The 24,556-nt window shown below is 55.2% G+C and carries 20 protein-coding genes and 1 pseudogene; 16 read left to right on the forward strand and 5 right to left on the reverse strand.

Annotation, left to right across the window (positions count from 1 at the left end):
* Positions 1–18: 18 nt before the first annotated feature.
* Positions 19–729 carry an RDD family protein gene (locus tag ACAW74_RS13625; protein ID WP_370698756.1) on the reverse strand — a complete coding sequence of 237 codons (711 nt, stop codon included), beginning with the start codon at positions 727–729 and terminating at the stop codon, positions 19–21.
* A 168-nt stretch (positions 730–897) separates the two neighbouring features.
* On the opposite strand from ACAW74_RS13625, the gene ACAW74_RS13630 reads away from it, so the two are divergent.
* The 5 genes from ACAW74_RS13630 to ACAW74_RS13650 all read left to right on the forward strand — a co-directional run bounded on the left by ACAW74_RS13630 (position 898) and on the right by ACAW74_RS13650 (position 5,932).
* Positions 898–1,863 carry a stage II sporulation protein M gene (locus ACAW74_RS13630; RefSeq protein WP_370698757.1) on the forward strand — a complete coding sequence of 322 codons (966 nt, stop codon included), beginning with the start codon at positions 898–900 and terminating at the stop codon, positions 1,861–1,863.
* A gap of 42 nt (positions 1,864–1,905) precedes the next feature.
* Positions 1,906–2,808 (forward strand): DUF7847 domain-containing protein, encoded by a 903-nt coding sequence (locus tag ACAW74_RS13635; RefSeq protein ID WP_370698758.1) that lies wholly within the window; start codon positions 1,906–1,908, stop codon positions 2,806–2,808.
* Between the two features lie 22 nt (positions 2,809–2,830).
* Complete coding sequence (locus ACAW74_RS13640; protein WP_370698759.1) at positions 2,831–3,628, forward strand: DUF4129 domain-containing protein; 798 nt, start codon at positions 2,831–2,833, stop codon at positions 3,626–3,628.
* Positions 3,629–3,705: 77 nt separating this feature from the next.
* On the forward strand, positions 3,706–4,908 hold the full coding sequence (locus ACAW74_RS13645) for a DUF4350 domain-containing protein (protein WP_370698760.1): 1,203 nt from the start codon (positions 3,706–3,708) through the stop codon (positions 4,906–4,908).
* A gap of 46 nt (positions 4,909–4,954) precedes the next feature.
* The gene (locus tag ACAW74_RS13650) at positions 4,955–5,932 is read left to right on the forward strand and encodes an AAA family ATPase (RefSeq protein ID WP_370698761.1); all 978 of its coding nucleotides are present in this window, start codon (positions 4,955–4,957) and stop codon (positions 5,930–5,932) included.
* A gap of 105 nt (positions 5,933–6,037) precedes the next feature.
* Here the strand turns inward: ACAW74_RS13650 and ACAW74_RS13655 are convergent, their stop codons facing one another.
* Positions 6,038–6,763 carry a hypothetical protein gene (locus tag ACAW74_RS13655; protein WP_370698762.1) on the reverse strand — a complete coding sequence of 242 codons (726 nt, stop codon included), beginning with the start codon at positions 6,761–6,763 and terminating at the stop codon, positions 6,038–6,040.
* A 223-nt stretch (positions 6,764–6,986) separates the two neighbouring features.
* Between ACAW74_RS13655 and ACAW74_RS13660 the strand changes: the two genes are divergently transcribed.
* Together ACAW74_RS13660 and ACAW74_RS13665 are read left to right on the forward strand one after the other, a co-directional pair.
* Complete coding sequence (locus ACAW74_RS13660) at positions 6,987–10,784, forward strand: RICIN domain-containing protein (RefSeq protein ID WP_370698763.1); 3,798 nt, start codon at positions 6,987–6,989, stop codon at positions 10,782–10,784.
* Between the two features lie 123 nt (positions 10,785–10,907).
* A complete protein-coding gene (locus ACAW74_RS13665; protein ID WP_370698764.1) occupies positions 10,908–12,386 on the forward strand; it encodes a M28 family peptidase in 1,479 nt (492 codons plus the stop codon).
* A 52-nt stretch (positions 12,387–12,438) separates the two neighbouring features.
* On the opposite strand, the gene ACAW74_RS13670 is transcribed toward ACAW74_RS13665, so the two are convergent.
* Positions 12,439–13,464: an MBL fold metallo-hydrolase gene (locus ACAW74_RS13670; protein WP_370698765.1), complete on the reverse strand. Its 1,026-nt coding sequence runs from the start codon at positions 13,462–13,464 to the stop codon at positions 12,439–12,441.
* Positions 13,465–13,630: 166 nt separating this feature from the next.
* Between ACAW74_RS13670 and ACAW74_RS13675 the strand changes: the two genes are divergently transcribed.
* Positions 13,631–14,020 (forward strand): RidA family protein, encoded by a 390-nt coding sequence (locus ACAW74_RS13675; protein ID WP_370698766.1) that lies wholly within the window; start codon positions 13,631–13,633, stop codon positions 14,018–14,020.
* Positions 14,021–14,123: 103 nt separating this feature from the next.
* On the opposite strand, the gene ACAW74_RS13680 is transcribed toward ACAW74_RS13675, so the two are convergent.
* Positions 14,124–14,681: a DoxX family membrane protein gene (locus tag ACAW74_RS13680; protein WP_370698767.1), complete on the reverse strand. Its 558-nt coding sequence runs from the start codon at positions 14,679–14,681 to the stop codon at positions 14,124–14,126.
* Between the two features lie 181 nt (positions 14,682–14,862).
* Between ACAW74_RS13680 and ACAW74_RS13685 the strand changes: the two genes are divergently transcribed.
* From ACAW74_RS13685 to ACAW74_RS13715, 7 genes are all read left to right on the forward strand, one after another.
* A complete protein-coding gene (locus tag ACAW74_RS13685; RefSeq protein WP_370698768.1) occupies positions 14,863–15,744 on the forward strand; it encodes a hypothetical protein in 882 nt (293 codons plus the stop codon).
* Positions 15,745–15,838: 94 nt separating this feature from the next.
* Positions 15,839–16,858, forward strand: a complete 1,020-nt coding sequence (gene pseB / locus ACAW74_RS13690; RefSeq protein WP_370698769.1) for a UDP-N-acetylglucosamine 4,6-dehydratase (inverting) — start codon at positions 15,839–15,841, stop codon at positions 16,856–16,858.
* A gap of 99 nt (positions 16,859–16,957) precedes the next feature.
* On the forward strand, positions 16,958–18,133 hold the full coding sequence (gene pseC, locus ACAW74_RS13695; protein ID WP_370698770.1) for a UDP-4-amino-4,6-dideoxy-N-acetyl-beta-L-altrosamine transaminase: 1,176 nt from the start codon (positions 16,958–16,960) through the stop codon (positions 18,131–18,133).
* Complete coding sequence (locus tag ACAW74_RS13700) at positions 18,130–19,839, forward strand: hypothetical protein (RefSeq protein ID WP_370698771.1); 1,710 nt, start codon at positions 18,130–18,132, stop codon at positions 19,837–19,839. The genes pseC and ACAW74_RS13700 overlap by 4 nt, the downstream gene beginning before the upstream one ends.
* A gap of 47 nt (positions 19,840–19,886) precedes the next feature.
* Positions 19,887–20,588, forward strand: a complete 702-nt coding sequence (gene pseF / locus ACAW74_RS13705; RefSeq protein ID WP_370698772.1) for a pseudaminic acid cytidylyltransferase — start codon at positions 19,887–19,889, stop codon at positions 20,586–20,588.
* A 96-nt stretch (positions 20,589–20,684) separates the two neighbouring features.
* The gene (gene pseG / locus ACAW74_RS13710) at positions 20,685–21,671 is read left to right on the forward strand and encodes a UDP-2,4-diacetamido-2,4,6-trideoxy-beta-L-altropyranose hydrolase (protein ID WP_370698773.1); all 987 of its coding nucleotides are present in this window, start codon (positions 20,685–20,687) and stop codon (positions 21,669–21,671) included.
* Between the two features lie 351 nt (positions 21,672–22,022).
* A complete protein-coding gene (locus tag ACAW74_RS13715; protein WP_370698774.1) occupies positions 22,023–22,739 on the forward strand; it encodes a LamG domain-containing protein in 717 nt (238 codons plus the stop codon).
* A gap of 606 nt (positions 22,740–23,345) precedes the next feature.
* On the opposite strand, the pseudogene ACAW74_RS13720 reads toward ACAW74_RS13715, so the two are convergent.
* A pseudogene (locus tag ACAW74_RS13720) lies at positions 23,346–23,504 on the reverse strand (transposase); the annotation flags it as partial.
* A gap of 107 nt (positions 23,505–23,611) precedes the next feature.
* Between ACAW74_RS13720 and pseH the strand changes: the two are divergent.
* Positions 23,612–24,151, forward strand: coding sequence for a UDP-4-amino-4,6-dideoxy-N-acetyl-beta-L-altrosamine N-acetyltransferase (pseH, locus tag ACAW74_RS13725; protein ID WP_370698775.1), 540 nt, complete (start codon positions 23,612–23,614; stop codon positions 24,149–24,151).
* The last annotated feature ends 405 nt before the right edge of the window (positions 24,152–24,556 follow it).

The following is a 24,556-nucleotide window of genomic DNA, read 5'->3' on the forward strand; positions in this document are numbered from 1 at the left end:
TATTCATTGTGCATTGATTTAGTCCTGCATAGCCAGGTATTGGTAATCGTTGACAACGGCGTGAAGCAGTTGATAGCTATCCAGGCTACTGTTAATGGAAAGAACGTCTTTAATTTTTTCGGCCGTCCGCAAGACCGCATCCGACGAGCCCCGCTGAAGTACTTCACGGATAACCCCAATGTCCTGATCCGACAGCTGAGCGGCTTCTGGAAAAGTAACGCGGTAATTCTCGGGTAATTGCGAATACGTAATGTCGCTGAGGTTGACTTTGGGTTTCAGACGGATGACCGTCGTGCCCGCTGCCATGTCGCCGAGGCGTTGCCCTTTACCATTGGCCGCCACGCAGACAACCGCGACCAGCCCGCTGAAAATGCGTGTGTCGATCAGGCGGAGCAGCCAACGGAGCAGGTACGCCCCAATGCCCGGCTGTGTGCCGTCCATCATCACCACCCGGATTTTCATCGCGATTTTGCCGAGGCTCTGCCCGTTGAGGAGCCACTCGCACAGGAAATCGTAGAAGAGGACAGGCAACCCAACCACCACTATGTAATATACGATGCTCATCCTGCCTGGGCCCGTCCAACCTAAACTGGCCGGGAGGGCGACGGTGAGCAAAAGCCAGCCGATAATAACCACATAATCAATGACGGTGGCCAGGATACGGTCGCCGATACTGGCGGGTTCATACTCAAGCAGTACATTTTGTGATGTGTTTATTGCAATGGCCATAGGTGGATGGGTAATAGCTCCGAAAGCAACTGACAACTGACCGCAGCCGCAACGCTTACGACATTGCAGGCCTGTGGACCGACGATGCGAAGCTAATGCCCAACGACAAGTTTTTGTTTCTACTTCGTCCTTTTTTCAGTACTATTAACCTCAGAATCGACTACAACCATGCGCGAAGCTGCTTTCGTAAAACGGAATACCGACAAGTGGACCGAGATTGAGCAGAACCCGACGACCGATCCGGACGAACTGACCGCCCGGTATGTGGAACTGACCGATGACCTGTCGTATGCCCGCACGTTTTACCCCAACGCCAATGTGACGCGCTACCTCAACGGGCTGGCTGCGCAGATGCACCGGGGGCTGATGCAGAACCGGCGCGAAGAGCGGGGCCGGTTTGTGGCCTTCTGGACGCGCGAGTTACCCACGCTCTTCTACCAGTCGCACCGGCTGCTGGCCGTATCGGCCATTCTGTTTGGGGTAGCCTGCTTCATCGGGTGGCTGTCGGCGCTCAACGATCCCACCTTTGTGCGGCTTATCCTGGGCGACGAATACGTAAACATGACCCTCGAAAACATCAAGAAAGGTGATCCGCTGGGCGTTTACGGCAAGAGCGATCAATCGTCGATGTTTTTCCAGATTACGCTCAACAACATTGGTGTATCGTTCCGGGCGTTTGTCGCGGGGGTTGTGGCCTCCATCGGGACGGTGATGTTGCTGTTTTACAACGGGGTGATGCTGGGTGCTTTTCAGGCCTTTTTCTACGAACGCGGTCTGCTGCTCGACTCGTTTCTGAAAATCTGGATTCATGGCACCCTCGAAATATCGGCCATCGTGATCGCGGGCTGCGCGGGCCTCACGATGGGCAACAGCCTGCTGTTTCCAGGTACGTTCACCCGGATGGAATCTTTCAAGCGGGGTGCCAAGCAGGGGTTGAAAATTGTGGTTGGGCTAGTGCCGATCTTCATCATGGCGGGCTTTCTGGAAAGCTTCGTTACCCGCCTCACCTTGCCGCCTGTCCTAAGTTTGTTGATTATTGGAACGTCGGCGGCGTTTATTATCTGGTATTTCATCCTTTACCCCATTAAACTGAATAAAAGAGGTGTCGAAACGCCGATCCAACAGATCCCTTGAACCACGCTTTACTTCTTCCGTACCACTCTATTCCTGTTGCGCATGATCATCTTTGAACAACGCCGCGATTTTGGCGAGAAAATCAATACTACGTTTTCGTTCCTGACCGAAAACATCCGGGGGTTAGGCCTGGCGCTGCTTTACATTGTGGGGCCGGTAGCGCTGGTGGGTGGCATTATCTCGGGCTACGCACAGGCGGGCGTGCTGGGATCGGCCACGTCAATTAAGACCCCCGACCAGATCATTGAATTCTACGGCCGGATATTCTCGGGGGGGGCACTGGTCGGTTTCGCTTTTCAACTGGTTGGGTACGTGCTGGTGAGCCTCGTCACGTATTCATACATTCAGCTGTACCGGAAAAACCCCGACCGGCCAATTACCGTGAGCGAGGTCTGGGCCGAAGTGCAAGGGTTTATCGGGTCGGGCATCATGCTCACCATTGCGTCGTCTATTATTATGGCGGTTGCGTTTGTATTGCTAATTCTGCCAGGGTTCTACGTGATGGTGGCGCTGTCGCTCGCTACACCGATTCTGGTGTTCGAACGGACCGACGTGGGGCAGGCTATCAGCCGTAGCTTTAAATTGATCAGCGACAATTGGTGGGCAACGGCCGGTCTGCTGCTGGTTATGGGTATCGTAGCGGGTATCATCGGCATGGTGTTTACCATTCCGGCCGGCATTGTGGGTGGGCTGTTTGGCGCTGGTTTGCTTAAGGAGGCCACGTTGCTGGCCACATTGACCACGGCTTTCGGTTCAGTAGGTACGGCCATTCTTCAATCGTTGTCGGCCACGGCAGCGGCGGTTCAGTACTTTAACCTGATGGAAGAAAAAGAAGGAAGCAGCCTCGACCGCGCCATCGACCGCATCGGTCAGCCTGCAAATTCATCGGCCAATGACCTGCCCGCCTCAGTGCGCCGGGCGGCTGAAGAAGAGGGCGAGTATTAAGCCACTTGTTTGACAAGCCACAATGCCTATTGCCAACCCAACCGCAACGCGCTATCTGCGCTGCTATGCCTGCTGCCTGCTTTGCCTGACGGCACTGCCGTTATGGGCACAGGATTCGACGAAAGTTGATCCGACGCAGGGGAAACAGGTAGTGATTACCCCGGAAGACGCCAAGAATCCTCAGGATACGGTAACCTATGCCGCCGCTAATGATCAGGCGCCGGTTCAGGTACGTTCCGTCGATACGGATTTGCGGGAAAAATTGCAGAACAGCCGCGAGTATCGCTACGGCGACGACGTACCGCCTACGGCTAGCCTGTGGGATCAGTTCTGGGGTTGGTTTTGGATGAAGGTAGGCGAGTTGCTACGAACCCGGGCGTACCGGAGTGTGGGGCAATATGTGTTGATGCTGGTCATTGCGGGGCTGGTGATCTGGCTACTTTATAAAGCCGAAGTGCTCAACCGGTTGTTTCCGGGCCGGGCCCGTAACCTGGGCCTCGACTACACTACGCTGGAAGAAGACATCCACGCCATCAACTTCACCGACCGGATCGACGAGGCCGTGCGCGGGCGCAACTATCGGCTGGCTGTCAGGCTGCTGTACCTGCAAACGCTCAAGCGCCTCACCGATAATGGCCTGATTCGCTGGCAACCCAACAAAACCAATCGGCAGTATGCCTACGAACTCACCGGCAACCCTGCCCGGCTGGGTTTCGAGCAGTTGACTACCCATTTTGAGTACGTCTGGTATGGCGATTTTCCCGTCGATGAAACGCGCTTTACCCGAATCCAGGAAGAATTCAAGGCATTTAACTCGTAGAGCCGAATTCCGTTCGGGCACGACCGCCAACCGTGCCGGTGCCGCCTTCGAATGCGTCTTACGAGCGTCTTTCCCTTATGCGACCTAACAAATATATTGTCATTCTGCTGGCTACGGTGGTGGCGTTTGTGCTGTTTGAATACTACAAACCCAAACCCATCGACTGGAACCCGACGTACCGGAACGACGACAAAATTCCGTTTGGCGCGCAGGCTACCTTTGAACTGTTACCCAGCCTGATGCGGGAGGCGTCGGTGCAGAGTACCCGTCTGCCGCCCTACAACCTGCTGACGGAGACCAAACTGCCCGGCCGCAGTAACTACGTCGCCGTTTGCCAGACATTCAACGTGGGGGCGCTCGATACCCGTGAGTTGCTGCGTTACGTGGCCAAAGGCAACACGGCTTTCCTGTCGGCCTACGAATTTTCGGATACCCTCAGCCGGGCGCTGGGCTTTAAAGCCGACCTGAAAAATCCACTCAGAGCCGATTCGACGCTGCGCTCCAATTTTGTGCTGCCCGCGTTGGCTCGTAAAGGAGGGTATGGCTTCAAACACGACGATGGCCGGAACTTTCTGGTTGTAAAAAAGCCCAACTCGGCCATTACCGTGCTGGCGCGCAATGCCCGCAACGAGGCGGTCTTCCTGAAGATTCCGCACGGTCGGGGTACGTTCTACATCCATAACCTGCCGCTGGCGTTCACCAATTATTATGTGCTGCAAGACGCCTCCAGCGATTACATGGTCAAGGCGTTTTCATTCCTGCCCGCTCAACCTACCTTCTGGGACGAGTACCAGAAGCAGGGGCGTTTTGGGGAAGAGGAACAATCGCTGTTGCGCTACATCAAGCGGCAGCCTGCCCTCAACTGGGCGTACCTGATTGGCCTCTGGGGGCTGATTCTGTACGTTTTCTTTGCGGGGAAACGTACCCAGCGCATTATTCCGGTGGTGGAGTTGCCCAAAAACCGGTCGCTGGAATTTGCGCAGACCGTGGGGCGGATGTATTTCCAGCAGGGCAACCATGATAATGTAGCCCGCAAGAAAATTCAGTACTTTCTGGCCGATATTCGCGAACGGTATTTGCTCAACACGCAGGCCCTCGATGCGGATTTTACGGAATTGCTTACCCGAAAGAGCGGCGTTCCACTCGATCAGGTGCAGGAGTTGGTCCGGATGCTGGTGCAGGCGCAACAGGCCGTTTCGATTACTGAATTTGACCTTCTCCGACTCAACGGTGCCATCGAGCAGTTCTACGCGGCGGCGCACACCAAATTGACCGTATAAACTGACCTGACCAGAGAGTCGGGTTGTAAATTGATAATCCCTTCGCATGGAACAACCGTTTGACACCCGCGTAGACCTTCAAAGCCTGAAAACGGCCATCGATGCCATCCGTTCGGAGGTGGGCAAGGTGATCGTCGGGCAACACCAAACCCTCGATTTATTGCTGACCGCCCTGTTGGCGGATGGGCACGTCCTGATCGAAGGGGTGCCGGGCGTGGCCAAAACCCTCACGGCCAAATTGCTGGCCAAAACCATTTCGGTGCAGTTTAGCCGTGTGCAGTTTACGCCCGATCTGATGCCCGCTGATGTGCTGGGTACGTCGGTATTCAGCCCGAAAACGGCCGAATTTTCTTTTAAGCCGGGCCCCATTTTTGCCAACCTGGTGCTGATCGACGAGATCAACCGGGCACCGGCCAAAACGCAGGCATCGCTGTTTGAGGTGATGGAAGAACGGCAAGTGACCAACGACGGCACAACGTACCCGCTGACACCGCCTTTTATGGTGCTGGCTACGCAGAACCCCATCGAGCAGGAAGGGACCTATCGGCTACCCGAAGCCCAGCTCGATCGCTTCCTGTTCAAAATTGTGGTGGGCTACCCCGATCAGGCCGAAGAAGTGGATATTCTGCGGGGACACCATCAACGCCGGAATCTGGCCGATGCGATCGACGCCATCGACGCCGTGCTGACGGCCGATCAGTTGGCTGAGCTCCGCAGCAAAGTGCATCAAGTGCATGTGGAAGAAAATCTCTTCGACTACATCGCGCAGATCGTGCGGAGTACCCGCGCCAACAAATCGTTGTATCTGGGCGCTTCGCCCCGTGCCGCGGTCGCTTTATTGAACAGCGCCAAAGCGCTGGCTACCATCCGGGGCCGCGATTTTGTTACGCCCGAAGATGTGCAGGAACTGGCCGCCCCTGTGCTGCGCCATCGGGTCCTGCTGACGCCCGAACGCGAAATGGAAGGCGCTACGCCCGACGATGTCATTGCCCAACTAGTGCAACGTGTCGAAGTACCCAGGTGAGGATAATGTATAATGAACGATGCACAATGTACAATGGTCTATGCGGCGTACTTACTGCTGACGCAACCCCATTGTACATTGTGCATCATTCATTATACATCCTAATTAACTCAAGGGTCCTGCAAAGCTGATCAGGGCGGTTGCCAGGTTAGTCAGGTCTTTGCTGAACGGGCCGTCGGGCGTGTTGTTCGCATATTCCTGCGCCGTGCCGGCCAGTTCGCGCATAAGCCGTTCCGTCGTGCGCATGTCGCCCGCTTCGAGCGCATCGCGCAGTTGCAGGAGCGACGCTTCAATCCACTGGGTGCTCACGTCTGAGCGAACCACCGTTACCCAGTCTTCCACCATGGCCGAACCCTGCTCAGTCGTTGCGCCCGCTGGACCTGCCGAAAAGGTCTCGAGCGTGTCGATGAATAACTTCTGCGCCCGGTCGCCGGGGTTATAGAGGTCATAAATAGTGCCGTCGGCCGTTTGGTTTTCGGCCAGTTGGCTGTCGTCGCCAACGCGGTTTAGATCCGTCGCAAACGAACGCAACGAGTCGGCCAGCTGCGTCAGTTGGTCAGTCATCTCGCCGTCGGCCGAACGAGCCAGCGATTGCGTTTGGGCGGCCAGCGCGTTCAGATGATGCTTCACCCGGTGGCTATCGGGCGTGGGGTTCAGCAGTTCGTCGTAGAGATCGGTCAGGTGTTGGCTGACGGTCTCCGTGCCATCGGCATTTTTCAGCGCCGATTGCCATTCCCGGATCAGATCGGCCCCACTGGCGGGTTGGGCGTCGGCCCGGCCCAAGGCATGAAGCGTGTTTTGCAGAATCGTCTGCGGATAGGACTGTGCCATTGGTTTTGTTGGTTCTGTTTCCTGAACGAACCAACCGACAGACCGAATGTTCGGCAGACTGCCTCAACGGGCCGGCCTACACGCTCAATAACAAAAGCAGCGAAAAGTAATGTGCGTAGTGAACAGTCGGTGACGAAACGCGGCAACTACGTCAAGATGGGGATGGCTTTCCAAGGTAGTTCTGGACGGCTTTATCCCCTAACTCCCGTTACTATTTGACAACATGTTTACGCGATTTGCTAAGCTGTACCAGCTGGCTTTTGCCCTCACAATCAGTCTACTTGGCGGGTTAGGGGGGGCTTCGGTAGCCTGGGGGCAAACACTGCCCACTGGGTTCAATAACAGTAAGGCTCAGGATGGTTATACAATACCAATCGGAATCATTTTCAGCAAAGACAGCCGTTACCAATTTGTCTGGACAAAAGATGGCTACCTGTGGGCGTCGGTCTGGAATGGAACGCAATATGTCAAACAACCCACGCCCGTAATCAATCTGGCTAATGAAGTTGGTAACTGGGGCGATTTTGGCCTGCTGAGCGTGGCGCTCGACCCGAACTTCGACCAGAATGGCTTTGCCTATTTTTTCTACGTTGTCGACCGGTATCAGCTTTTCAATGGCGATCGGGCTAACTACGACATCAATCGGAATGAATACTACAATGCCACCATCGGCCGCCTGACACGCTACAAACTCGTTACCACGGGCAGCACCGTCAGCGCCGATTATAATACCCGGAAACTGCTGTTGGGCGAAAGCAAAAAAACAGGTGTGCCCCTCACGCACCAGTCACATGCAGGTGGTACCATTGTGTTTGGACGGGATGGCTCGCTGCTGCTGTCGACCGGCGACAACGCCAGCTTTACCAGTGTCGATAAGGGCTCTGCCCCCGAGACTTACTATCAGGCGGCGCTGGCCGACACGATTATGAGTGCCAACGAAAACGTGGGCGCGTTCCGGTCGCAGATGCTTACGTCGCTATGCGGAAAAGTGCTGCGTCTGGACCCTAACACAGGCAATGGACTCAGCAGCAACCCATATTATGACCCGGCCAACCCGCGGTCGGCGAAGTCGCGCGTCTGGACCCTCGGGTTGCGTAACCCTTACCGGATGACGTTACAACCCGGCACGGGCAGCACCAACCCCACTGACGGCAACCCAGGTACGTTGCTCATTGGTGACGTGGGTTGGGATCGTTGGGAAGACATGCACGTAATCCGGACGGGTGGCGAAAATGCAGGGTGGCCGTTGTTTGAAGGAATTACGCCACAAGTCGACTACATGAACATCGCCCAGACCTTGCAAAATCGCGATGAACCGAACCCTGATCCGTCGTGCGGGAAGCCTTATCTGACCTTCGCCGATCTGCTCCGTGACGAGGTCAACCCGGCGGCGGGCACCGTAGTGGCAACTAGTCCCTGCGGTTCAACCCCGTTGACCGGTTTGCAGCGCCGCTACTTCCACAGCCGCCCCGCCCTCGACTGGAAACACGGCGAAGCGATAGCCCGCACCCCCACCTTCAATGGCAACACGCCCACGGCCACGCCGCTGGGTGGAGCTGGAGGTGCGGCGGGGACACCTTTTCCCGGCAATTGCTCAACCGCCGGAGCGTATTATCCGGCCAATCAGGCGTTTCCGGCTGCCTGGCAAAACACTTACTTCTTCGCCGATTACGGCACCAACTGGATCAAAGCCGCTACGCTGTCGGCTGACGGAAAAGTAACGCAGGTACGTGATTTTCTGTCGGCTACAACGGGTATCAATAGCATCGTCGACGTTGAATATAACCCGCTCGATGGAGCGCTGTACTACGTGAATGTCTTTGCGGGAAGCATCATGAAAATCAGCTACGGCGGCAATCGCCCCCCGACGGCTGTGGCGACGTCTAGTTCACTGACGGGTACGTCGCCGCTGAGTGTTACGTTCAACGCAGGCGCCTCGACCGACCCCGACGGCGACCCGCTCACCTACGCCTGGGATTTCGGCGATGGCACCAGTTCGACGCTTGCTAGCCCCGTCAAGGTGTTTTCCGGATTGCCCGGTAAAGGTTTTTCCGTGCAGCTAACCGTGCAGGACAGCAAAGGGCTGAGCGATACTAAATCGTTCCAGGTGTCGCTCAACAATGCCGCACCAACGGCCCGTATTACCAGCCCGGTAACCAACAGCAAATACCCGCTCGACAAAGCCAGCAATTACACCCTAACGGCCAGCATCACCGACGAGTCGCCCGAGACGTTGACCTACGCCTGGCAGGTGCGCCTGCACCATAACAACCACGAACACCGGGAGGCCGTCATTAATCAGCCATCGCCAACCGTGGTTATATCGCCTGTAGGCTGCGACGGCGAAGAATATTACTACATGATTACCCTGAAGGTTACGGATGCCGGTGGCCTCACGGCGCAGGATTCGGTGCGCATCTATCCGGATTGTAACTCGCCCAGCCTGGCCATCACCAACCTGGCTGCTACGCCGCTCACCAACGCCGTGCGGCTGAACTGGAATAACCCAGTGATTTCGTTCGATAATGTGCTGGTTGTGGGTAAGGCGGGGTCGGGCTTCACCGATCGGCCTAGTGCGCCTACGTATACAGCCAACAGCAGTTTCACAGCCAATAGCGCCGAGTTTTTCGGGGGAAAGGTGCTGTATCAGGGGGTAGCGACTTCCCTGACGGTAACCGAACTGATGGCCGGTCAGGCATACTACTTCCGGGTCTATACCCGGCGTGGTTCGGCCTGGACGGGCGGCGTTGAGATCAGTGCAACGCCTACTGGTTCAACTCCGCCGCCGGTGTCGGTGACAGGCGTGGTGCCCAACACTTGTTACCGGATTTACTCGCGGGTAAGTGGCCGGGTGCTGGGCGTCGAGAATGGCGTGAAAGACGATGGCGGGGCCGTTCGGCAGCGCACCGACGCCAACCAGGAGTGGCAGCGGTGGAAGTTTGAACCCATCGACAATGGCTATTACCAGATCGTAGCGGCGCATAGTGACAAGGTGCTCGACGTGTGGTGGTCGTCGCAAGAGAATGGGGCAGGTCTGCATCAGTGGAGTTCTAACGGCATCTACAGCCGAAACCAGCACTGGTCGCTACAACGCAACGCCGAAGGTTATTTTCAGATTACGGCCCGCCACTCGGGCAAGGCGCTCGACGTGCAGAACAGCAACCAGACTGAAGGTGGGATGGTCGTTCAGTATACGCCCAATGGTACCGCTGCCCAGCAATGGCTGATCGAAGAACGGGCCTGCATCACAACGGGGGGCAGTTCAACCACCGTAGTTCAGCCAACGGCCGTTATCGATCCCACCAAGTGTTACCGGATTCAGTCGCGCAGCAGTGGAAAAGTGCTGAACGTACCTTCCGGCTTACCCGACGACGGCGTGAATATCCGCCAGAATACCAACACTGACCGGCTCTGGCAGAAGTGGCGGTTTTACCCCATCGACGGGGGCTATTATCGGGTGTCGGTGTTGCATAACGGCAAGTCGATCGAGGTTCCCAATTCCTCGACGGCCGACGGGACGCTGCTCCACCAATGGACGTTCTGGGGAGGTAATCACCAGCAATGGAGCGTCGTTCGCAACACAGAAGGCTTCTACACCTTTACGAACCGCAACTCAGGCAAACGCATCGATGTAAGTGGGTCTAATACCAACGAAGGCGGCGACATCATTCAGGCGGCGGCCACGAATGGCACCAACCAGCAATGGAGCATCACTGAAACGACCTGCCCCGCGGGTGGCCGTATCGGTTTTGCCGACGAACCTATAGCCGCCACCTTTAGCCTATGGCCCAACCCGGCCCGCGACCACGTGCTGATTGACCTCAGCGCGGTTGTCGGTCAACCGGTCGGGCTCAGCGTCAGCGATCTGACAGGTCGTTCCCTGCAACAACTTCGATTAAATGCCGCTCCAGCCGCTCCTTATCGGCTCAACACGGAGCAGCTGGCCAACGGCCTCTATCTGATAAACATTGCGCCTGATGGCTGGAAACCAGCCACGCTCCGATTTATTATCCAACAGTAAGGTACAGCCTCATCAATCGGGCAGCCGCCAGATGATTGTCTGGCGGCTGCTTTTTTACGCCGAAAGAGCGGTCGGGCACGTGAAAGTCGTTACTTTAGATAGTTAACTAACCGACTTTTTTCTGTGATTCACTTCACTCAACGCATTCGGCGACTGGCGTTTGGGCTGGCGCTGCTGTCGACTGCCACTCTGGCTCAGAAACAACCTGCCGACAACCGGGTGGCCATCCGCGAAGCTGATCTTAAACGTGATCTCTACAAACTAGCCGACGACCATTTTCAGGGACGTGTGGCGGGATCGCTCAACGAGCTAAAAGCCTCGGCCTGGATTGCCGAGCAACTGCGGGCAATGGGCCTGCAACCCGGTGGCGACGACGGTACCTACTTCCAGTTTTTCCACATCCAACGTACCCGCGTGAGCGAAACGAGCCGGTTTGTAGTGGGCGGTAAAGCGCTGACGTACGGACCCGACGTGATCGCATTGGCTCCGGCCATTGCCTCTGTCGATGCCCCACTGGTGTATGTCGGTGCGGGTTCGCCCGAGGAGATGGCGAAGGTCGATGTAAAGGGCAAAGCCGTGGCTATTCTGTTTTCGGGTAACCCGCCGGGCGATCTGAGCTTCCGTCGGTTTATGCTATCGACCATGAACCGCCGCGCCGCTGAGTTCGTCAAAGCGGGGGCCGTGGCTACGCTGTTTGTGTCGGACAGCCGGGCCGATGCCATCTATAACTGGTGGAGTAGCGCGATGGAGATGGGCCGGTATGATTTGCCGGGCGGACCCAATACACGCGTCTTTTCGCAGGCACCGTTGCTGTGGCTACCGGCCAAAGCCTTGCCGATGATACAGCAGCCCAATCAGCAGTTTACCAACGTGGTCAACGTTGAAAGCTTCAGCTATCCGTCGGTAAACATCGTGGCGAAACTGCCCGGCACCGATCCGACCCTGAAAAACGAATACGTACTCATCAGCACGCACCAAGATCACGACGGTATCCGCCGGGCCGTAGCGGGTGACTCCATCTACAACGGTGCCGACGACAACGCCACGGGTTGCGCAGCGGCGCTGGCGATTGGCCGGGCATTTGCGCAGAAACCGGGCAAACGATCGCTATTGATCGTCTTCCACGGTGCCGAAGAACGAGGTCTGTTGGGCTCGCGCTACTTTGTCGATCACCCGACGGTGCCCAAGTCGAGCATTGCGGCAGTGTTAAATGGCGAAATGATGGGCCGGAACGTGCCTGACAGCGCCGCGTTGCTGGGCTCGCAGCCGCCTCACCGCAACTCGCTCGATCTGGTTAATACGGCGATGGCCGCCAACCAGGCAACGGCCAAGTTTAAGCTCGATACGCTCTGGGATCGACCCGACCACCCCGAAGGCTGGTATTTCCGCTCCGATCACCTGCCCTACGCCCGCGCCAACGTACCTGCGATTTGCTTTACGACGCTCCTGCACCCCGATTATCACACCCCGCGCGACGAACCCGCCCGCATCGACTACGCCAAGCTTGCCAACATGACCCGCTGGATGTACGTCACGGCCTGGCAAGTTGCCAATGAGCCCAAGCGACCCGTCGTCGATGCTGGTTTCAAGCTGGAAAGGTGAATCGTTTTCTTCCCTAAGGGGGCGGTCAAACCGCCCCCTTAGGGAAGAAAACTCATTTCTTAAACACCATCGCCTTCCCCTCTGTCGGTACGGTAAACCGCTGGAGGGGAATTTTTTGGGTGAGGAGTTCTTTGGTCAGGTCTTGTTGGGGTTCAAACAGGCCGTCGTCGCCCTGCTGGAAGGTGCCGAAGTGGATACCAACACTTTGCGGTCGACCCAGATCGTTGAATGCCTTCACGGCATCGATGGGCGACATATGCACCGGGGCCATGAACCAGGTGGGGCGGTAGGAGCCAATGGGCAGCATCGCCAGCTTGATAGCCCCGCTTTCGCTGTCCGCCGCCTTCTGGGCTATCTTCGGAAACAGATCGCCGTAACCTGTGTCGCCCGCAAAATAGATCGTGCCGAAACGGGTATGTAGCAGATACCCCGCCCAGAGCGTGCGGTCACGGTCGCCCATACCCCGGTTGCTGAAGTGGCGCGCCTCCGTGGCCGTAACGGCCAGGTTGGGCAGCAGTTCCAGCCGGTCGTTCCAGTCGAGTTCGCGGGTGGTTTTGCCGCCTACTTTTTTAGGGAGATATGATACCCCCAGTGGCGTTACCATCTGCGGCGAAAAGTCATTGGCCAGCCGCCCTAACGTACCCAGGTCGAGGTGATCGTAGTGGCAATGGCTCAGCAGCACGACGTCGATGGGCGGCAGATCTTCGTAGCGTAGCCCCGGCGGGCGGCGGCGCTTGATACCCAGCCATTTCGTCGGCCCAATCTTGTTGCTCCAGACCGGATCGGTCAGGATGTTGAGGCCATCGGTCTGAATCAGAAAACTCGAATGACCGACAAACGTAACTACCACGCTGTCGCCCAAAACGCGGGTAGCTGGTTTGGGGCCGGGTTGGGCGTCGGGGTTATCGAGCCAGGGGCCTTTGTCGCGGTGCAGCAGCCATTTGAGCAGCCCGCCCTGCCGTTCTACCGGTGGCCCCGTGTTGACAAATTTTTTGCCGTTGAAATGATCGGTAACAGGCCCTTTGTAGCGCGGGGCGCAGGCCGTTAGCAGACAGAGAAAAAGTAGCGTAGAGCGCATGGTCATGGAAACAAGCCAACCGTTGAGCGGTGGTTACAGACCAAACTACGAACCAGACAAAAACAGACGAACTTTTCGAGTATAAAAAGCGGATTTGTGCTATTTGCCGCCAAATAGATCTGTACTAACCTCACCGTGGGCATGCTAATTGCCCTTACTGCACATCATGACGTTTATTCAAACCCCCGATGCCGCCCCCGCTGCCGGGCATTACTCGCAGGCTGTTGCCCATAATGGCTTAGTGTATATAGCTGGTTTATTGCCCGTTTTGCCATCCGGCGAGAAACTCACCGATGCGCCCCTTGCCCGGCAGGTGCAGGCCGTGCTGGAAAACCTGAATGCCATTCTGACGGCGGCCGGTAGCGCACCCGACCAGGTGTTGCAGGTACGTGTCTACGTAACCGATATTAACGACTGGACCGAGGTAAACCGCCTATACATGGCTTTCTTTGGCCCCCACAAGCCCGCCCGTGCTGTCGTACCCGTGCCGACCCTGCATTATGGCCTTCGTCTCGAACTGGAAGCCACTGCCGTTTGTACGAAGGACTGTGAGTAAACCGACAGACATAAGGCAGACGAATCACGTCGTTTATAGTCTGCCTTAGTCTGTAAGCAATCCAAGGTATTCGACACGAACGGTACGACAGTAGGCAACTAACTCAATAAGAAGCCGATGCTTCAACGGCCCGGTGAATTTTGGGTGCTCTACGGCGCAAGCTGGTCAGCATGCGTGTGGGCTCAGCAACGATTCGGGCGCCCGTCCACGTCGAGGCGATGACCATACCGGCTGCCACCAGAATGATGTCTTTGATGATATACTGCGCAGCCAATGTCGGCGCATGCAACGGACCCGGGAAGAGCTCGCCCGGATAAATCAGCAATGGTGACATTGCCCCTATCATCTGTAAGGCCATCAACCAGACGCCAACCCGCAGAAAGCGGCCACTCAGAAAACAGATACCGATCAGGCATTCCAGACCAGCCACAAAATCCATGGCACTATGCCCAGCAAACACCCCGAAAGTCAGCGCAGTGGTTGTGCGTGTCGCCAAATCTTCAATGGGGCTGAGGTGAGGGAAAAATTTGAGAACTCCGAAGCCAAGAAAAACTAAGCCGATACAGACACGCAGAATGCCGATACTGTTGGCAACCAGCCAGCGGTTAATGCGCGTGTCTAGTTTGTCGAAGTGGTCGAAGAGATTTGCAATTGTGTTCATAATGTTGAGTTTAGAGTGATGTTGTGCTCACTTACGCCGCTTTATCAACAATAGATTCAATGTCAATAAATTTTGTGTCTGAGTCCGTGCAGAATGTGAAAGAGACCAAAGACACACTTCCGGGTTTGCCAACCGATAGCGACCTTTGTAGTAAGCCAAGCCATCGCTCGGTTGTTTTTTCATGTTAGAAACTCTTGTTAATGCGTTTAGTGCGCAGGTCAGTGTGTTGATCGACACGGTGGCCTCAGTGCTGAAAGTGCTGATAAAATCCCGCTTCTCGGTCGATATTCTGCCTCCTCAACGGCCGATATGCGCCATTCTGGGCAACGGACCGTCGTTGCGGCAATCGCTCGAATCGGATCTGGCCTTCATCCGGGAAGCCGAACTCTACTGCGTCAATAACTTCGCGTCGTCGGCCGAATACGCTCAGCTACAACCCCAGAACTACGCCCTGCTCGACCCGGCTTTTTTTCTGTACAGCGAGGAAAATAATGGCCGGAAAGATGTTGAAAAGACGATTCGCTGCCTCATCAACCTGACTGTGTGGCCCATGAACCTGTTTGTGCCGCAGACAGCCCGGAACAGCTATCTGGTCGCTCAGTTACACCGCAAACACCCCAATGTGCGGGTGGTCTTTTACAACTACACCGTCGTGCGGGGCTATGCCTGGTTTCGGCATGTTGTGTTTCGGAAAGGGTGGGGCATGCCGCAGTCGCAGAACATCCTGGCGGCGTCGCTGTATCTGGCAATTACACGCCGGTTTCGCGAGATTTATTTGTTCGGGGCCGACCACTCGTGGCACGAAGAAATCCGGGTTACCGACACTAACGAGCTGCTGATGAAGCAGGAACATTTCTACGACAAACCCGGCGACGCCACCCACATCCCGATCTACGACGTCGTCAAGAAAGAAACCTCGCGGATGTCGGCCCAGTTTGCGTCGCTGTCCAAAGCCTTTTTCAGTTACGAAATCCTCCGCGACTACGCGCAGGCTATGCAGGTACGTGTCCTGAACGCCAGCGCCAAAAGCTACGTTGATGCGTTTAAACGCGTAAAATTGTAGAGACGCAACCCTTTGCGTCTCCCATGCGTCAGCCATTTTTGGCGCAATAACCATCCGGCGGTGAGACGCAAAGGGTTGCGTCTCTACAGATATTATGCTTGATCTTTCTAATAAATCCATTCTTGTTACCGGCGGCACGGGCTCGTTCGGCAAGAAATTCGTCGAGACTATTTTCAAACGCTACCCCGACGTGCGACGCGTGATTGTGTACTCGCGCGACGAACTGAAGCAGTTTGAAATGAGTCAGCTCTTTCCGCACAGCCAATACAAGGCCATTCGCTTTTTCATTGGCGACGTGCGCGATGCCGATCGACTCAAACGCGCCTGCGAAGGTGTCGACATCATCATTCATGCCGCCGCTTTGAAGCAGGTGCCCGCCGCCGAGTATAACCCGATGGAGTGCATCAAAACCAACGTGTTTGGGGCCGAGAACGTAATCAATGCCGCGCTCGACACGGGGGTGCAACGTGTGGTGGCGCTCTCGACTGACAAAGCCGCCGCGCCCATTAACCTCTACGGAGCTACCAAACTGTGCTCGGATAAGTTGTTTGTGGCCGCCAACAACATGAAAGGCCCGCGCGATCTGCGGTTTTCGGTGGTGCGCTACGGCAACGTGATCGGCTCGCGGGGGTCGGTAGTGCCGTTTTTCCTGGAAAAGCGGAAAGACGGTGTGCTGCCTATTACCCACCCCGACATGACGCGCTTCAACATCTCCCTGGAAGACGGCGTCGAGATGGTGCTGTATGCGCTGGAACATGCCTGGGGCGGCGAAATCTACGTACCCAAGATCCCGTCGTACCGGATCACGGAACTGGCCACGGCGATTGGGCCCAACTGCGAGCAGAAGCTTGTGGGCGTGCGACCCGGCGAGAAACTGCACGAAGAAATGATTACCGAAACCGATTCGCTCAACACCATCGAGACGGACCGTTACTACGTAATTACGCCCTCAACGCCCACCTGGAGCATCGACGATTACCTGTCGGCGTTTAGCGGGAAGCGCGTGGCCGAGGGCTTCAAATACAATTCAGGCACCAACGACGAGTGGCTGTCGGTCGATCAGCTACGCGACGAAATACGCCAACACGTTGATCCTCAATTTAATGTACAATGAACGATGCACGATGTACAATGGGTAATATACGGCGCGCACTAACTGAGCAAGACTCATCCATTGTGCATTGTACATTGTTCATTATTCATTCATTTCTTCATGAATAACCCTATTCCATACGGTCAGCAGCACATTACGGAGGAGGATATTGCCGCCGTGGCCGATGTGCTGCGCGGCCCGATGCTGACGCAAGGCCCCACGATTGGTGCTTTCGAAAAAGCATTTGCCGAGTACATTGGTGCGCCTTATGCCGTGGCGGTATCGAACGGAACGGCGGCGCTGCACCTGTGTGCGATGGCGCTGGGCGTTGGGCCGGGGTCGCGCGTGATTACCACGCCCATTACGTTTTCGGCCTCGGCCAACTGCGTGCGCTATTGCGGGGGCGAGGTGTATTTTGCTGATATCGATCCTGACACCCTGTTGCTGGATGTAGCGGCTGTGCGACGGCTGATCGAGTCGAAACCCAAAGGGTATTTTTCGGGTATCATCCCCGTTGATTTTGCGGGCTACCCCGTCGACTTTGCCCTGTTTCGGGAGCTGGCCGACGAACACGGGCTATGGTTGCTTGAAGACAGTTGCCACGCGCCGGGTGGCTCATTTACGGATGCGCAGGGATGTACCCACCACTGTGGCGACAGCTCGCTGGCTGACCTGGCGATTTTTAGCTTTCACCCCGTCAAACACATTGCCTGTGGAGAAGGCGGGATGATTACGGCCCGCACCGAAACGCACTACAACCACCTGATGCGCCTACGTACCCACGGCATTACCAACAAACCCGGCGACTTTACGCCCCCCTACGATGGCGAACCCGAGCGGGGCGGCTGGTACATGCAGTTGCAAGAACTGGGGTACAATTACCGGCTTACCGACATGCAGGCCGCATTGGGCCTGAGTCAGCTCAAACGCGCCGATCAGATGCTGGTACGTCGCCGCGCGATTGCCGCTCGTTATGATGCCGCCTTCGCCGGAACACCCGTGCAGATCATCGTGCCGCCAGCCGGCGTAGGGCATGCCTACCACCTGTATGTGGTGCAGGTCGACGACCGGAAGGGCCTTTATGATGCACTGCGGGCCAAAAACATCTTTGCGCAGGTCCACTACATCCCTGTCCACACCATGCCGTATTACCAGCAGCAGGGTAACCGGCCGGGCGATCACCCTCATGCCGAGCACTATTATAGCCGTTGCCTGAGTCTGCCTATGTACCCGACCCTTACCGACGACGAGCAACAATTCGTGATCGACGCGGTATTGGACTTTACGGGCGCATGAAACGGGGATTGCTGATTGGACTGGCGCTGATGCCGGTACTCTATTACGTCGTGACGGTGCTGGCCTACGCCTACGATTTTCCGTACATGGACGACTACCCCACGGTAGTCGATTTCCTGAATCGTCTCCCCACGGCCACCACGATTGGGCAGAAAGCCAGCCTGCTGATGGAGCAGAATAACTTCCATCGGCTGGTGCTGGTCAAGCTCATTGCGTGGCTCGATCTGGCCCTGACTGGCTCGGTCGATTTTCGGCTGTTGCAATACGTTGGCTTGGCATTTCTACTGCTGACAGCGGGGTTACTGTGGCTAGCAATGACCACCCCCAACCCCCTCCTTAGCAAGGAGGGGGCTTTTTCCGCCTCAGCTAGTGTAGCCCCCTCCTTGCTAAGGAGGGGGTTGGGGGTGGTTTTCCTGCCCGCGCTTTACCTGCTGTTTCAATTCCAGGGTTGGAATATCGCGTTCTGGGGCATTGTCGCCGTCTCGAACGTAGGCGCACCGGCGCTGGCGTTGCTGGCCTTCTGGCTGGCGAGTCAGAAACAGGCCACCTGGGCAATAGTCGTCGGGTTGGTCACGCTGTTTACCAATGGCAATGGCATGCTGGTGTTGCCGTTGCTGGTGGCGGGTTGGGCGATGCAGGGGCGTTGGCGCTGGGTGCTGATCACGCTGGCCGTGACGCTACCGGCGCTTTGGGCTTACTTTCTGCATTACGAAAACCCCGCTGGGCCTTCGTTGGGTACGTTGCTGCGGCCCGAAAAGCTGGTGCACCTGCTGGCGCTGGATACGGCTTTTCTGGGGGCGCTCGTTTACCATCCAGCCGTGCCGTGGTTACCAATCGGGTTGGGAAGTCTTACGTTGCTCTGGATGACGTACCTGCTGCTGATCCGCTACGACCGCACAAACCCCACCCTGTTCTGGCTGCTGGTTTTTCTGCATCTGTCGGGCCTGATGCTGGCCGTGAATCGTATTCAGAATGATACGAGTATCGTGTTTGCGTCGCGGTATCGGAACATCACGGCCCTGCATATTGCCGCAACGTACCTGACGGTAGCGCAGGTGCTGGCGCAGCGCCGGGTACAGCCTGCCCCGCTGTGGCGGGGTTGGCAAACAACTTTCGTCGGGCTGGCTGTGCTGGGTACGTTCGGGCTGTGGGGCGTTTCCAACTGGACGTATCACAGCAAGATTGTTCGGTTTCGCGAACTGAAACAGACCGACAACCTGCTCTGGCAGCGGTACGGGCAGATTCGGGCCTGTGCGCCGCAGTATCAGCCCGTCCGTCGGTTAAGCGATCTGGCCCGGCGGGGCTATTTCAAACCCGAAACCCCGTCGCTGACCCGATTGCAGAGCCAGCCGGTTGCATCGGTCCCTACAACTACGCCCGGCGATTCGTTGCAATACGCGGTCGATCTGAAGCGGGTCGATGATGGCTTTTTGGTGGTAAGTGGCTGGGCCAAGGTGGCCGGTCGGAAAGCCAACTTCAACGACACATACGTGGGCGTACAAAGGCCCGATGGCTGGCACTATTACACCACGCTCTTTCATCAGCGGCTCGACAACGACGATTCGGCCAACGATAAAGACACCGGCTTCACGGCCATTATTCCGCTTACTGGAAAGATGGACGCCGCCAACCTGCCACTGGCTATCTTCGTCAAATCGGGCCGTTTTGCGGCCTTCAAGGTACTGAAAGCCGATAAGGACAGGTAGTCCAGACGGTGTACACGGATCAGTACGGCTTTCCATACTCGTAACCCATGCCCAACCTTTGTATCATACCCGCCCGTGGGGGCAGCAAGCGTATTCCGCGCAAAAACATCCGCCCGTTTCTGGGGTCGCCCATCATCGCGTATTCCATCCGGGCGGCGCAGGAGTCGGGTCTGTTCGATGAGGTGATGGTCTCGACCGACGATGCCGAAATCGCCCAGATGGCGCAGCTATACGGCGCGGCGGTGCCTTTTGCCCGATCGGCCGAAACAGCTACCGACCACGCTACAACCGGGGCCGTACTCACCGAAGTGTTACAGACCTACGCGCAACAGGGACACACTTTTGAACGGGCGTGCTGCCTGTACCCGACGGCTCCTTTCGTGACGCCCGACCGGCTGCGCGAGGCGTTTGGTAAGTTGGAAACGGGCGATTTCGACGCTGTTTTTCCGGTTGTTCGCTACAGCTTCCCCGTACAGCGATCGGTGATTATGCAGGGCGACCGGCTGGCGTGGCTCTACCCCGAATTTGCGCAGACCCGCTCGCAGGATCTGCAGCCCATTTACCACGACGCCGGTCAGTTTTACTGGTTCAACGTTCCACGCTTTCTCGACTCCGGCCAACTCCTTACGGCAAACACCAGCGGTCTGGAAATCCCGGAACTGGAAACACAGGACATCGATACCCTGACCGACTGGCAACTGGCCGAAATGAAGATTCGTATTCTGTATCAGGGTAACGAAAACGCCTGACGATGCCTTGTTACGACGACTTACGGGCCGGCTGAAGCCATGCGCTACTTTACCGTTACCTTTGTGCCGAAAATCCGTATCCAACATACCTAACTCATGAAGAAAATTCTCTTTCGCGCCGACGGGTCGGCTCAAACCGGCATGGGGCATATCATGCGTAGTCTGGCGCTGGCCGAAATGCTGGGCGAGCCAGAAACCGCTCCCTTTGACCGCCGATTCGCCATTGCCAACCCGTCAGAGTCGACGCGAAAGTTGCTGGCCAAATTGCACATTCCACTCGTTGAGTTGGCCAGCAACGAACTGGCTGAACTGCTCGCCCACGTGACCGCCGACGATGTGGTGGTGCTCGATGGTTACCAGTATGACGAGTCGTTTCAGCGGGCCGTGCGCCAACAGGCGCATAAACTGGTCTTTATCGACGACCTCATGCAGGGGCATCAGGTGGCCGACGTGGTCATCAATCATGCGGGCGATGTCACCCCCGCCGATTACCAGACCGAACCCTACACGCAACTGCTGCTGGGCGCTGGCTATGCGCTGGTGAATCCGGCTTTTAAGCAAAAGCCTCAGCCTAAAGACGGCGAGCACAAGGCGTTTGTCAACATGGGTGGTGCCGATCCGCACAACGTCAGCCGGACCATTGCCGAACTGTTGATCGACCAAAACCCGAACCTGCGGGTCACCGTAGCGCTTGGCGCGGCCAATCCTCATGCCGATACCTTCGCCGATTTGCCCAAAGACCGCCTGAGCCTGCTGCATAACCTCTCGGCCAAACAGATGGCCCGGGCTATCGGTGGGAGTGGGCTGAATGTAGTATCGGCCAGTACGATCGCCTATGAAGTCGCCACCGTAAGCCGCCCGATGGTGGTGGTGCAAACCGCCGACAATCAGAAACGGATGGTGTCGTTTATGCGTGACCGGCACCTGGCGCTGGGTACGTTGTCGATGCCTATCGACGCCGATGCCCTGCATCTGGCCGTCCAGAAGGCCCGCATGACCCCCACTGTGTTTAAGCAGCGCCTCGTTTTCGACGGAAAAACCGCCGACCGTTATCGGCAGGTCTTCACGCAACTATGCGGTTAGATTGATTGCTATTAGGCATTCCATCTATATGATGCTATTGTACAAGGAGCGGGGATTGGCTCAAAAATCAAGTTTAATGTTCCTGAATACATATTCAATGAACTAAAACTGAACAAGCTGAGAGTTAATAATCTTCAATGGTGAGGTGACCACGCTGCACGAAAAGTTCGGTTTTCGTGGGGGAAGCATACTATAGATAGAATACTAAAAATAATAAATGGCAAGGTGTTGTTGGTTTAGCTGTGCTAAAACAAGGGTGGCAAGCTCATAAAGATATCATGAGGAACAAAATATATCCTACTTAATGATATTTTTGTAGGTTGCAGTTAATTAATCGAATTCGGTTAACGTATGAAAAGAATCTACACCTATTTAGCTGTCCTGTTGATAGGTTTTGGCACACAATCCTGTTTAGATCACAATGCCGCTCCTTCAATCAGTGGTCAGCTAGCTTATTATAGCTTCACAAAGAACGCTAATGATGGTAGTGGCAACAATAATGTAGCCAATGTGAAGGGTGCTACCCTAATCGCAGACCGTTATGGTAACGCTGAATCAGCCTACTTTTTTAACGGTGCCAGTTCTATTGAGCTACCTCAGAATGTGTTTAACCTGCCAGAGTTTACATACGCCGCTTGGGTGAAGCCTACTTTTATACCACCCTCTCAGCAAGGAGGAGTCATGGTCATATTAAATTCTGGAGGGCCTGGCGGAGATCAGTCTATGGTTCTGGCTAATACAACTGTGTACGGATGGGGAATGTGGTCTTACACAAATCCGCAGGGCCTCAATAATTACGCATATGTTGGCAAATTGCCAACTGACCTGACACCATGGTATTATGTTGTAGCAACTCGAAGCCAAGATCTTCTCAAAATTTATGTCAACGGTGAGTTGGTTGCTTCTCAATCTATGACCGGTAAGCCTTACTACGGTTCTGGCTCGGTACGTACCTTTATAGGTCAGCGGAATGATGGAACACTTGGGTTCAATGGTAGTATTGATGAAGTGAGAATATACAACCGCGTTTTGACAAAAGAAGAAATAATGCAGTTGTATAGATTGTAAAACCTAGCTAGCCCGTTTGTACAACAGCTATATGGCTATAACCCATACACTTTTGGTATAAACGGGCTAATGAAGCTGCTTAGAGCGTGTTAGGAGATCGCAAAAGGTGGTAGTTAGGCAACTTTGTAGTGACCAAGCAGCAAACATATGACCTCTCAACGGTCCGCCGCTGCGGTGGCAACCACTGACTGACTACCAGTAGGCCGCAGTTCCGCCCTTTTTCAATCCTGAACTCAAGCGTAAGCATGAGTTGCGCCAGATGATGGACGCGATCTTATGGCTGTTGCGCACGGGCTGTCAATTGTGCAACTTGCCGCCTTGTCGGCCGCACAACATAAACCCCGCCCCGCGTCGTTCGCCAATGTCGGCCCGACGTACCACCACGGCCAGTGACAAGCTTAGTGTGTCCACCAAAATGTGGTATTTGCGGCCTCTGACGTGCTTGGCGGCGTCGAAGCATCATTGTCTGCCCGTACCGGTAGTCCTTACGCTTTAGCTATCCACAATAGCAGTCGAGAGGGTCCAGTGTCGACCTGCTTTCTGGCGTACCTTCTCGCGCAAGGGGCCGTTCAGCTCCTGCCAGATGCCCTGCTTGCGAAACTTAGCTTAGTAATAGTAAACGTTTTTCCAAGGTGGTAAATTATTAAACATCAGTCGATAAGTGATGCCACCCATAAGCACGTAAAAGATGGCATCAAGCACTTGGCGCGGTTCGTGTTTACGTTTTCGTTGGTCGGCGAGCAGTTCGTGAATAACTTGCCACTGGAAGTCGGAGAGCGAAGTATGATACGTTTGTCGTGCTTTATATCTAGCAACTTAAACTTACCTGCTTTAAAATACCATTTTTAGACATACTCTAATAAGTTCGAACGATGGACGTGATCTTGAGAGAGATGGCCCAAGAAGATATTGAGTTGGTTCGTAGCTGGCGCAACCAACCAGAGGTGTCAAAATATATGTACACTGACGGCTATATATCAGAAGAACAGCAGCAAAAGTGGTTTGATGCGATGCATAGTGATCATACCAACAAATACTGGATGATCAATTACAACGGAACTGATATCGGCGTAGCGTCGCTGTATGGGATCAGTCAGGTTTTGAGCAGCTGCTACTGGGCCTTCTATCTTGGGGATACAACCAACCAAGGTGTAGGCATTGGGTCCAAGATTGAGTTTAACGTGCTTGATTACGTTTTTAATACACTTAAATTGAATAAGTTACGCTGCGAAGTGATTGTTTTTAATGAAAAGGTTACTAGCATGCACGAGAAATTTGGCTTTAGAAGGGAGGCATATTACAGGCAACACGTTAAGAAAGATGGCCGTTGGCAAGATGTAGTTGGTCTAGCCATGCTAAGGGAGGAATGGAAGAATTACAGAGAAGTAATGCGAACTAAAATATACAGGTAAGCCTAAGTGTAATGTTTTGTTAAAATGTTTTATTATTGGTTATTGATATAAGTAGAGCAAAAACTTTATGCGTCGATTATACTGGACTATACTGTGTAGCCTGTTGTTTTTGACCGGCTATTCACAAGATCCAACAGAGGATCGCTGGACGGATGTAGGCAATGAAACATTAATTGATTTGCCAGCCGTTAGCGATGGCCGTGTGACAATTACAAAATGGCATCCTAACACCTACAATTTTAACGAGTTACTTCGGCTGAAGGTCAACTATAGCGCTAGCGAGTATCTTAGTTTTAGAAATGCTGCGACAGGCACCACTAGTTTTGTGCCAGCGATGTTTGCCTATAACCAAACTCCAAATGCGTCGGCTTTCATGCTAATTGGCGTTACAGATCCAGCCAATGA

The organism is Fibrella musci (genome assembly GCF_041321105.1).
Taxonomy (GTDB): Bacteria; Bacteroidota; Bacteroidia; order Cytophagales; family Spirosomataceae; genus Fibrella; species Fibrella musci.

Excerpts from the sequence above, each read along its gene's own strand:
- ACAW74_RS13625 (WP_370698756.1), bottom strand. The coding sequence starts at position 729 with ATGGCCATTGCAATAAACACATCACAAAATGTACTGCTTGAGTATGAA.
- ACAW74_RS13630 (WP_370698757.1), top strand. The coding sequence starts at position 898 with ATGCGCGAAGCTGCTTTCGTAAAACGGAATACCGACAAGTGGACCGAG.
- ACAW74_RS13635 (WP_370698758.1), top strand. The coding sequence starts at position 1,906 with ATGATCATCTTTGAACAACGCCGCGATTTTGGCGAGAAAATCAATACT.
- ACAW74_RS13640 (WP_370698759.1), top strand. The coding sequence starts at position 2,831 with ATGCCTATTGCCAACCCAACCGCAACGCGCTATCTGCGCTGCTATGCC.
- ACAW74_RS13645 (WP_370698760.1), top strand. The coding sequence starts at position 3,706 with ATGCGACCTAACAAATATATTGTCATTCTGCTGGCTACGGTGGTGGCG.
- ACAW74_RS13650 (WP_370698761.1), top strand. The coding sequence starts at position 4,955 with ATGGAACAACCGTTTGACACCCGCGTAGACCTTCAAAGCCTGAAAACG.
- ACAW74_RS13655 (WP_370698762.1), bottom strand. The coding sequence starts at position 6,763 with ATGGCACAGTCCTATCCGCAGACGATTCTGCAAAACACGCTTCATGCC.
- ACAW74_RS13660 (WP_370698763.1), top strand. The coding sequence starts at position 6,987 with ATGTTTACGCGATTTGCTAAGCTGTACCAGCTGGCTTTTGCCCTCACA.
- ACAW74_RS13670 (WP_370698765.1), bottom strand. The coding sequence starts at position 13,464 with ATGCGCTCTACGCTACTTTTTCTCTGTCTGCTAACGGCCTGCGCCCCG.
- ACAW74_RS13675 (WP_370698766.1), top strand. The coding sequence starts at position 13,631 with ATGACGTTTATTCAAACCCCCGATGCCGCCCCCGCTGCCGGGCATTAC.
- ACAW74_RS13680 (WP_370698767.1), bottom strand. The coding sequence starts at position 14,681 with ATGAACACAATTGCAAATCTCTTCGACCACTTCGACAAACTAGACACG.
- ACAW74_RS13685 (WP_370698768.1), top strand. The coding sequence starts at position 14,863 with ATGTTAGAAACTCTTGTTAATGCGTTTAGTGCGCAGGTCAGTGTGTTG.
- pseB (WP_370698769.1), top strand. The coding sequence starts at position 15,839 with ATGCTTGATCTTTCTAATAAATCCATTCTTGTTACCGGCGGCACGGGC.
- pseC (WP_370698770.1), top strand. The coding sequence starts at position 16,958 with ATGAATAACCCTATTCCATACGGTCAGCAGCACATTACGGAGGAGGAT.
- ACAW74_RS13700 (WP_370698771.1), top strand. The coding sequence starts at position 18,130 with ATGAAACGGGGATTGCTGATTGGACTGGCGCTGATGCCGGTACTCTAT.
- pseF (WP_370698772.1), top strand. The coding sequence starts at position 19,887 with ATGCCCAACCTTTGTATCATACCCGCCCGTGGGGGCAGCAAGCGTATT.
- pseG (WP_370698773.1), top strand. The coding sequence starts at position 20,685 with ATGAAGAAAATTCTCTTTCGCGCCGACGGGTCGGCTCAAACCGGCATG.
- ACAW74_RS13715 (WP_370698774.1), top strand. The coding sequence starts at position 22,023 with ATGAAAAGAATCTACACCTATTTAGCTGTCCTGTTGATAGGTTTTGGC.
- pseH (WP_370698775.1), top strand. The coding sequence starts at position 23,612 with ATGGACGTGATCTTGAGAGAGATGGCCCAAGAAGATATTGAGTTGGTT.